At 54.3% G+C, this 9,441-nt stretch carries 8 protein-coding genes and 1 pseudogene; all 9 read left to right on the top strand.

Annotation, left to right across the window (positions count from 1 at the left end; genetic code table 11):
- Positions 1-107 precede the first annotated feature (107 nt).
- Positions 108-1,151 carry a zinc-dependent alcohol dehydrogenase family protein gene (locus tag JW953_15130; GenBank protein MBN1994031.1) on the top strand — a complete coding sequence of 348 codons (1,044 nt, stop codon included), beginning with the start codon at positions 108-110 and terminating at the stop codon, positions 1,149-1,151.
- Positions 1,152-1,346: 195 nt separating this feature from the next.
- On the top strand, positions 1,347-3,395 hold the full coding sequence (gene uvrB / locus JW953_15125) for an excinuclease ABC subunit UvrB (GenBank protein ID MBN1994030.1): 2,049 nt from the start codon (positions 1,347-1,349) through the stop codon (positions 3,393-3,395).
- A 117-nt stretch (positions 3,396-3,512) separates the two neighbouring features.
- On the top strand, positions 3,513-3,737 hold the full coding sequence (locus JW953_15120; protein MBN1994029.1) for a hypothetical protein: 225 nt from the start codon (positions 3,513-3,515) through the stop codon (positions 3,735-3,737).
- 47 nt (positions 3,738-3,784) lie between these two features.
- A complete protein-coding gene (locus JW953_15115; GenBank protein MBN1994028.1) occupies positions 3,785-4,573 on the top strand; it encodes a glycosyltransferase in 789 nt (262 codons plus the stop codon).
- A 137-nt stretch (positions 4,574-4,710) separates the two neighbouring features.
- A complete protein-coding gene (locus JW953_15110) occupies positions 4,711-5,853 on the top strand; it encodes a DUF362 domain-containing protein (protein ID MBN1994027.1) in 1,143 nt (380 codons plus the stop codon).
- On the top strand, positions 5,846-6,685 hold the full coding sequence (locus JW953_15105) for a class I SAM-dependent methyltransferase (GenBank protein MBN1994026.1): 840 nt from the start codon (positions 5,846-5,848) through the stop codon (positions 6,683-6,685). Before JW953_15110 ends, JW953_15105 begins: the two co-directional genes overlap by 8 nt.
- A 26-nt stretch (positions 6,686-6,711) precedes the next feature.
- Positions 6,712-7,082 (top strand): annotated as a pseudogene (locus tag JW953_15100) (four helix bundle protein).
- A 74-nt stretch (positions 7,083-7,156) separates the two neighbouring features.
- Entirely contained in the window at positions 7,157-8,113 is a 957-nt protein-coding gene (locus JW953_15095) for an NAD-dependent epimerase/dehydratase family protein (protein ID MBN1994025.1), read from the top strand.
- A complete protein-coding gene (locus JW953_15090; protein MBN1994024.1) occupies positions 8,110-9,162 on the top strand; it encodes a flippase-like domain-containing protein in 1,053 nt (350 codons plus the stop codon). The genes JW953_15095 and JW953_15090 overlap by 4 nt, the downstream gene beginning before the upstream one ends.
- The last annotated feature ends 279 nt before the right edge of the window (positions 9,163-9,441 follow it).

The following is a 9,441-nucleotide window of genomic DNA, read 5'->3' as shown; positions in this document are numbered from 1 at the left end:
TTTGGCATGCGGCATCTCAATAAAAAACTGATGTGCCAGCGTAATGATGAATTTCTGGCCAGCGTGATGGCCCGGCTCTAACCAATAAAAATGATGAGGAAAATTCAATGAAGGCAGCCATTTACGAAGCATTTGCCCAACCCCTGACCATCCAAAACGTGCCCGATCCAAGCCCCCCTGCCGACGGCGTGGTGATCAAAGTGTTAGCCACCGGCCTTTGTCGCAGCGACTGGCACGGCTGGATGGGCCACGACCCCGATATTCAAAATTTGCCGCATGTGCCCGGCCACGAAATGGCCGGCATCATTGCCGAAACCGGCCCGGAGGTGCAGGGTTGGCAACCCGGCGACAGGGTGACTTTGCCTTTTGCGTTGGGCTGTGGCCGCTGCCCGCAATGTATGGTCGGCAACCAGCACATTTGTAATCACTATTTCCAGCCCGGTTTTACCGGCTGGGGTTCGTTTGCCCAATACGTGGCCGTGCCTTACGCCAATACCAACCTGGTCCGGCTGCCGGAAGAAATTGACTTTATGGCTGCGGCCAGCCTGGGTTGCCGTTTTATCACCTCCTTCCGGGCAGTGGTGGCCCAAGGCCAGGTTTCGGCGGGCGAATGGGTGGTGATCCACGGCTGCGGCGGCGTGGGTTTAGCGGCCATTATGATTGCGCGCGCCAGCGGCGCTAACGTGATTGGGGTTGATATTAAAAACGAGGCCCTAGCTATGGCCCAGGCCCTCGGCGCAAGCCACACGCTCAACGCCCGCCAGGAAACAAACCTCATCGAGACCATTCACGACCTGACCGGCGGCGGGGCGCACCTATCATTGGACGCGTTGGGCAGCGCCGTTACCTGCCGCAACTCAATTTTGAGCCTGCGCAAACAAGGGCGGCACGTTCAGGTTGGTTTGATGACGGCTGACGACAAAAACGCGCCCTTACCCATAGACCAAGTGATCGGCAAAGAGTTGGAAATTCTGGGCAGTCACGGCATGCAGGCCCATGCCTACGGCCCAATGCTGGCAATGATCAAGGCCGGCATCTTAACACCCCAAAAACTGGTCAGCAAAACCATCACCCTGGCCGAAGCACCTGCTGCATTGGCCGCAATGGGTGAATTCAATACGCTGGGCGTGGTGGTTATTGATCAATTCTAACTAATTCCTCACTTCTACCGCCGTTAACCCACTTAACTTTTTGAGCACGTTTTTGAAACCCTATATCCCCCCTTTTCCACAACTTTGCCAATAACCGTGAACTGGGGTATACTTTTTAGCTTGAACTTTTGTTCTGAGTCGGGGTGGCTGGCCGATCGCTCCGACCTCTTTTGCGGTCAATGATTTGGAGGAACAATGCCCGCTTTTAAAGTTGTGTCAGATTACCAACCCACCGGCGACCAACCGGAGGCGATCAAAGAATTGGTGGCCGGTTTGGCCAACAGCCTGGTTCACCAAACCCTGCTGGGGGCCACCGGCACCGGCAAAACTTACACCATCGCCAAGGTCATTGAGCAGGTGCAAAAACCCACCCTGGTGATGGCCCACAACAAAACCCTGGCCGCCCAACTCTACAGCGAGTTCAGAGAATTTTTTCCGCACAACGCCGTTTCCTACTATGTGAGCTACTACGACTATTACCAACCCGAAGCCTACATCCCCAAAACCGACACCTTTATTGAAAAAGACGCCCAGATCAACGACGAGATTGACCGCTTGCGCCTGGCCGCCACGCAAAATCTTTTCTCGCGCCAGGACGTAATCATTGTGGCCAGCGTCAGCGCCATTTACGGCCTGGGCAGTCCCGAAGATTACGGGCAGGTGGTCATCAACCTGCGGCAGGGCGACGTGCGCAAACGGGATAAAGTGCTGCGCCATCTGGTGGACATCCAATACACCCGCAACGATTACGACCTTAAGCGGGGCGCCTTCCGCGTGCGCGGCGACACCTTGGAAATAATGCCCGCTTACGGCGAGCAGGTCTACCGCATTGAGTTCTTTGGCGATGAGATTGACCGGATCACCGAAGTCCACGCCCTTACCGGCGAAGTGCTGAATCGCCACGCCAGCCTGGACATTTACCCGGCCAAACACTTTATCACCCTTGAAGAAAAACTCCAGGAAGCCATTGCCGATATTGAAAAGGAATTGGAGGAGCGCCTGGCTGAACTGAAAGAACAGGAAAAACTCCTGGAAGCCCAACGCCTGGAACAGCGCACCCGCTACGATCTGGAAATGCTGCGCGAGGTAGGCTACTGCTCCGGCATCGAGAATTACAGCCGCCCCCTCAGCCGGCGCGAGCCGGGCAGCACGCCGTGGACCCTGCTCGACTACTTCCCGGATGACTTTCTGATGATCATTGACGAGAGCCACATGACCCTGCCCCAAATCCGGGGGATGTACGCCGGAGACCGCAGCCGCAAGGAGGTGCTGGTGGAGTACGGCTTTCGCCTGCCCAGCGCGCTAGATAACCGGCCCCTGAACTTTAAGGAATGGGAAGCCCACCTTCACCAGATTATTTACACCACGGCCACGCCCGGCCCGTATGAACTGGACCATAGCCAGCAAGTGGTCGAGCAAATTATCCGGCCAACCGGCCTGCTGGACCCCGCCGTGGAAGTTCGCCCGGTGCAGGGCCAGATTGACGACCTGATTGCCGAGGTCAACCGGCGGATTGAGCGCGGCGAGCGGGCGCTCATCACCACCCTGACCAAACGGATGGCCGAAGACCTGGCCGATTATATGATGGAGCTGGGCTTGAAAGTGCATTATCTGCACAGCGAGATCGAGACCCTGGAACGGGTGGAAATTCTGCGCGACCTGCGCCTGGGCATTTACGACGTGGTGGTGGGCATCAACTTGCTGCGCGAGGGCCTGGATTTGCCGGAAGTTTCATTAGTGGCTATTCTTGACGCCGACAAAGAAGGCTTTTTACGCTCCCGGCAGGCCCTTGTTCAAACCATCGGCCGGGCCGCGCGGCACATTAACGGCAAGGCCATTATGTACGCCGATAAAATCACCGACTCGATGCGTTTTGCTATTGACGAAACCAACCGCCGCCGGGCCAAACAAGAAAAGTACAACCGGGACCACGGCATCGAGCCGCAATCCATTGTTAAAGCTATTAAAGACCTCACCAACCAGGTTTCAGCCCAACGTGAGGAAAAACAAAAAGTGGTGGCCGAGCAGCGAGCGCCTTACGGGGTTGGCGAAGCCCTGCCTCCGCACGAAATTGAGCATTTGATTGAGCAGTTAGAAAAACGCATGAAGGCCGCCGCCGCCGAACTTGAATTTGAACAGGCCGCCGCTTACCGCGATCAGATAAATGAACTACGCCAGCAGCTCCAGGCCATAGCCGACGCCGCCGATACCCGGCCCGCCTGGGAAAAAGTTATGCAGGGGTAGGGTCTGTCCCGTTAGGACAGACTGGGGGGCGCGGGGGTATTCCCCCGAATTCCCCCTGGTTTGCCCCAAATTGGGGATGCGCCCGCAGGGCTAACTCAGTAGAATGGAGAAAATAGGGTGATTGTTTTTAAACTACTCATCGCCGCCATTGTGATTGTGATAGGGTTGCGTTTAATTGGCGCGGCCTTCTATACCTTTTTCACCGGCAAAATGCTGGTGCGGCGGGGAAGGAAAACCAGGTGGGTCTCTGCCCCGGCTGATACCGATTTTCTGACCCTCCTCATCCGGGATGGTTTGATGGGGGCGCTGTTGGTGGTGTTGGGCGTGGTGTTGATTGTTTGAAGGCAAGGTCAGTCATGTTCCAAGCATCCTTAAAATAGAACCAAACTATGTCGTTAAAAGAAACACAACCCTACCTGTCAGTTATTATTCCCTGCTGGAATGAACAGAAAAACATAGAAAACGGCGTGCTGGCCGAAATTTTCCAATACCTGGCCGGGCAAATTTACTCCTGGGAAGTCATCATTGTCAACGATGGCTCCACCGACAACAGCAAACCCCTGATTGAAACCTTTATTAAAGACAAACAGGGTTTTGCGTTGTACAACATTCCGCACGGGGGCAAACCGGCCGGGGTTTGGGCCGGCATCCAACAGGCCAGGGGAGAGATTGTGCTGTTTACGGATATGGACCAGTCAACGCCCCTGCGCGAACTGGACAAGCTGCTGCCCTGGTATGAGCAGGGCTTTGACGTGGTCATTGGCTCGCGCGGCCTGGCCCGAGAGGGACATTCGCTGGTTAGAAAAGTGGGTAGTTTTGTATTTCTGACTCTACGCCAGTTTTTTCTGCTGCGCAACATCAGAGATACGCAATGCGGTTTCAAATCCTGCCGGCGCCAGGCGGCGCTGGCGGTCTTTCCGCACCTGCAATATTTCAAGCAAGAAGGCCAACCCACTGGCTGGAAAGTATCGGCGTACGACGTAGAATTGTTGTTTCTGTTTGAGCAGGCCGGCTGCCGCATCAAGGAAGTAGTGGTGCAATGGCGCAACCGTGACCAGAGCGATACCAAACGCCAACAAGGGGGCCTGGCCCAATACGTCCACGAGTCGTTTGAAATGGCTAAAGAGATTTTGCGGGTCAAACGTAATCAAGGCAAAGGCTTGTACAAGCAAATCTAAAACGGCCGGCCAAACGGCTCATGAAACTGTACTTTGCCCGGCGCGGCCAAAACGAAACCAATCTACTGCGCCAATCTTCTAACCGGACCTCTTGAGAGGGATGTCCATTATTTTCACCATTAAGAAAGGTTTTTATTATGTCCAAAGCTAAAGTGGCGGCGTTATATACGCAGCCGGAAACAGTTTTACCGGATTATCAACGTTTATTTGAACTGGCCGGAGGGCCGGCAGCGCTTGCGCCTAACACCACCACCATTCTCAAAGATAACATCTCGTGGCATTATCCAATGCCCAGCGCCAACACTACCCCCTGGCAACTGGAGGGAACCATTTTAGCCCTGCGCCGGGCCGGTTTCACCGATTTGACTTGCGTGCAGAATCGAACGGTGGTAACGAACGCTTTTAAGGGCGAAGACTTGAACGGCTACGTGCCTATTTGCCGGCACTACAATGTCCCCTTGTTGTATAACTTCAGAAGTAAGGACATGACCTGGGTCCGCTACCAACCCAAAGCCAAAATGCTGGCCCTGGATCATATCTTTCCCGACGGCATTCACATCCCCGACTATTTTATGGGCAAAAACATTGTGCATCTTCCCACCGTCAAGTGCCACATCTACACCACCACTACCGGCGCGATGAAGAATGCCTTTGGGGGTCTGCTCAGCAAACACCGGCATTATACCCACAGCTGGATTCACGAGACGCTGGTGGACTTGCTGGCCATCCAGAAAGAAATCCACCCCGGCCTCTTTGCCACAATGGACGGCACCACCGCCGGCAACGGCCCCGGCCCGCGCACCATGACCCCGGTGATAAAAAACGTCATCCTGGCTTCCGCCGACCAGGTGGCCATTGACGCCGTTTCGGCCAAACTGATGGGGTTTGACCCTCTGAGTATCAAATACATTCGCCTGGCCCATGAACGCGGCCTGGGGGTGGGTGATGTGCGGGAGATTGAAGTGGTAGGCGACGACATATCCGGCGAAAATTGGGGCTTTGCCGTAGGCCATAGTTTTCACCAATTTTTGGGCTGGATGGCCTGGTACGGCCCCACCAGTATTTTACAAAAACTGGTCTTACGCACCCCCCTGGTCGTCATCCCCAATTTCATTTCAGAATTCAATCACGATTGGGTGCACTGGCCGCTCAAGGAAAAACACATCTACGAAGACTGGCGGGCTAACACCACCTGGGGGCAATTATTCGCGCGGTATCAGCGAGACGGGTATCTGGTGTCTGAAGCTTTGCCCGGTTTTATAGGCCAGAGAAATGACTGAACCCGTTTGGAAAAAATATCTTACCGATTGGAATGAGGGGCTGGGCGTGGTGTACGAGCGCTTTGTGCTCAACAATTACCTGGACCAAATTGTTGACCGCCACCAGGTTAAAACCGTGCTGGAAGCGCCCCTGTACGGCATGGCCGGGGTCAGCGGCATCAACTCCGTGCGGCTGGTCGAGCGAGGCTGTGACGTCACTCTGGTGGATAGTAATGCGGAGCGATTGGAGGGCGTCACCAGAATTTGGCAACAGCTCAATCTACCCGCCACATTTGTTCATTACCCAGATTTCACTCACCTGCCATTTGCGGATAACAGCTTTGACCTGGCCTGGGAATGGGCCGGGCTGTGGTATCTGCCCGACGCTGGGGCCTTGCTCAAAGAACTGGCGCGGGTGTCGCGCCATCTGGTTTTTGTGGCCATGCCCAACAATATCCAGGTTGGCTACCTGATGCGCAAATACGTGATTGACCGGGATTTTTTCCCCACGGTTGACGAAAAATGGGTGCAGATGAAGCGCATCAAAAAAACGCTCCAGAGCGCCGGGGTTAACGTTATTGACGAAGGCGTATTGGACGTGCCGCCCTGGCCCGACACCGTGATGCCCGCCGCCGAAGTTCTCAACCGCCTGGGCCTCAGAAGTAAAAGGCTCAATGACCAATTTACCGGCCCGGGCTGGACCTGGAGCACCATGGCCTATTACCTGGGCGAACAACCCGACCTGCGCGACCAGGTGCTAAAGTACGCCTGGCTCGACCACGCCCCCCTGCCCTGGCAATTAAAAACCGTTTGGGCGCATCATCGGTATGTGTTGGGGAAAGTAACAAAGTAGCAAAGCAGAGTTGGAGGGAGAAATAGATGTCCAGTTATGAAGATACGGCGCTTTACAAGTTAGCCAAACAAATGGCGGTGAAGCTACATCAAGTAACGTTAAACGAATTACCTAAATTTGAAATATACGAGCAAGGGTCTCAAATTCGTCGTTCCAGTAAATCAATTGCAGCCAATTTTGTTGAAGGGTATGGAAGACGATATTATAAAGCAGAATATATCAAATTTCTCACTATGCTCTGGCTTCGTGTGACGAAACAAAAACTCATCTTGAACTGTTGAACGAAACTAATTCGATTCAGAGCGACAAATTTGAACACTTCTATGACAATTATCGGAAAATTGGGGCAATGCTCTACAATTTGCGCCAATCGGTTATCAACGGACACGCCCAATGAATTACTGCTACCTGCTACCCTGTTACCTGCTACCCTATTACCTGCTACCTTGAATATCAGGAGGAACCCATCCCTTGACCATCCTTATCACCGGCGCCGCCGGCTTCATCGGCAGCCACCTCACCGAAACCCTGCTCAAACGGGGTGAGGAAGTGGTGGCCATTGACAATTTTAATGACTACTACAATCCGGCCCGCAAACGGGCCAACATCGCCGCTTTCCAAAACCACCCCAACCTGCGGCTATACGAAGAAGATATTCGCCACGCCGAAACCATCGAGCAGATATTTGCCCAACACAAACCCCACGCCGTGGCGCACTTGGGCGCTTACGGCGGAGTGCGGTACTCCATTGGCCGGGCCAAACTCTATACCGACGTCAACATTGTGGGCACGGTCAATCTACTGGAAGCGGCGCGTCAGGCAGGCACAAAGGTCTTTGTTTTTGCGTCAACTTCTTCCGTTTACGGGCACACCACGCAGCTACCCTTTATTGAAACCGACCCCTGCAATCTACCCCTGGCCCCCTATCCGGCCAGCAAAAAAGCCGGGGAGGTGCTGGGGTACACTTATTACAACCTGCACCAACTGAATTTTACCGCCGTGCGCTTCTTCAGCGTCTACGGTCCCCGGGGCCGGCCCGATATGATGCCCTTTATGGTCACCGACAAAATTGTAAAAGGTGAAGAGATCAAACTCTTTGACGCCGGGCAGATGAAGCGCGATTGGACCTATATTGACGACATCGTAGGCGGCATTATTGCTGCGCTGGAACGGCCCCTGGGCTACCGGATCATCAACCTGGGCCGCGGCGAGCCGGTGCTGATGGCCGACTTTGTCAATATTATTGAAGAACTGGTGGGCAAGAGGGCCGTTCTGGCCACCCCGCCCGCCCCCCCCAGCGAACCCAAAATCACCTTCGCCAACGTGGACCAGGCTCGCCGGTTGCTGGATTATCAGCCGCAAACCTCTGTCGGCGAGGGATTGGCGCAACTCTGGGCCTGGTATCGGCGAGAGGTTATGGCCCCATGAAAAAATATCGCCGCCTCTTGATCCTGCTTATTCTCAGCGCGCTGACTATTTTTGGCCTGCTGCGACTGGGCCAGATTGACCTCAGCCCCGAAACTCTGTCCCAGGTCAATTGGGCTTGGCTGCCGGTGGTTTACCTTATCTTCTATTCCAGCGTGATGGCCCGGGGACTGCGCTGGAAACTTATTTTGAAAACTATGGGCTGGCCGCTTAACTATATCTACGTGCAGGCCCTGCATACGTCGGGCCTGTTCATCAGCATGATTTTGCCCGCCCGCTTAGGCGATGTGGGCCGGGTGGTCATGCTCAAACAAGACCACCAGATTCCTATTACCCAAAGCATCGCGTCTATTGCCACCGAGCGGGCGCTGGATGTCTTCTCGATCCTGGTGTTAGCCATTATCGGCGCCCTCCTGGCCCTGCCCGGAAAGATCCCCACCGAGATTTCCACCTTGATAATAGGCACGGCCATCTTGTTCATCATTGGCTTAATCGGCTTGCTGGTGGTGCCCGGTTTTGAAGGTTGGCTGCGCCGGCCGGGCCAAATTGAAAAAATAATTTCGCCCCTCATCTGGTCACTTTACCAAAAAGCGCTTAATTTTGGTTTTGCCCTCATCCACGGCGTGCGCGCCCTGGGCAAAAGTCCTGCGGCCCTGGCGCTGGCCGTGCTGCAAAGCCTCTATATCTGGTTCTGCGACTCCTTGCTCATCTATTTTGTCTTGATCAGCCTGGGGGCGGTTTCGCGCTTGAGTGTTTGTTTGTTTGTGGGGATGGTCAGCGACCTGGCCGCGGCGGTGCCCATTACCCCCGGGGCGTTGGGTCAATTTGACGCGGTAGTTATTGGCCTGCTCACGCTTTTTGGCCTGACCGTGGCCCAGGGCAGCCTGACCGTTTTGCTGCTGCGTTTTGTGAGTCTGTGGACGTTCCTGCCGGTTGGGGCGATTGTCACCTACATTTTTGGCTTTTCTCGCGCCCTCAATTTAAACGGGCAAGCGCCGGCACCAAACAAAGAGCCAACCACTCAATCCCTGGCTGAACTGGCCGAGAGTTGACCTAGACTGAGATTAGTTTGAAACCGTTACTCTCAGTAACAAGGGTGGATATGTCATTTCGACCGAAGGGAGAAATCTCCTTGAAACCGTACCTTTAGGAAGAAGATTTCCCGGCCTACGGCCTCGAAATGACATTCAGCTTGTCGCCCAACAAAAGTATCGGTCTCATTCTGTTTTTGTATAAATAGAGAAGGGCTTAAATTTTTCTATTGGCTGTGCCGGAACCCGGCGGCAGCCCACGAGGAAAAACGGGTAATCTTTGATCATAATGACCAATTT

Source organism: Anaerolineae bacterium (assembly GCA_016931895.1).
Lineage (GTDB): Bacteria > Chloroflexota > Anaerolineae > 4572-78 > J111 > JAFGNV01.
The sequence above is the reverse complement of the archived record's forward strand: the minus strand, read 5'-3'. Positions and strand labels throughout refer to the sequence as shown.

Bases quoted from the DNA above. Each gene is read 5' to 3' on its own strand.
- JW953_15130 (MBN1994031.1), top strand. From the start codon at position 108: ATGAAGGCAGCCATTTACGAAGCATTTGCCCAACCCCTGACCATCCAA.
- uvrB (MBN1994030.1), top strand. From the start codon at position 1,347: ATGCCCGCTTTTAAAGTTGTGTCAGATTACCAACCCACCGGCGACCAA.
- JW953_15115 (MBN1994028.1), top strand. From the start codon at position 3,785: ATGTCGTTAAAAGAAACACAACCCTACCTGTCAGTTATTATTCCCTGC.
- JW953_15110 (MBN1994027.1), top strand. From the start codon at position 4,711: ATGTCCAAAGCTAAAGTGGCGGCGTTATATACGCAGCCGGAAACAGTT.
- JW953_15105 (MBN1994026.1), top strand. From the start codon at position 5,846: ATGACTGAACCCGTTTGGAAAAAATATCTTACCGATTGGAATGAGGGG.
- JW953_15090 (MBN1994024.1), top strand. From the start codon at position 8,110: ATGAAAAAATATCGCCGCCTCTTGATCCTGCTTATTCTCAGCGCGCTG.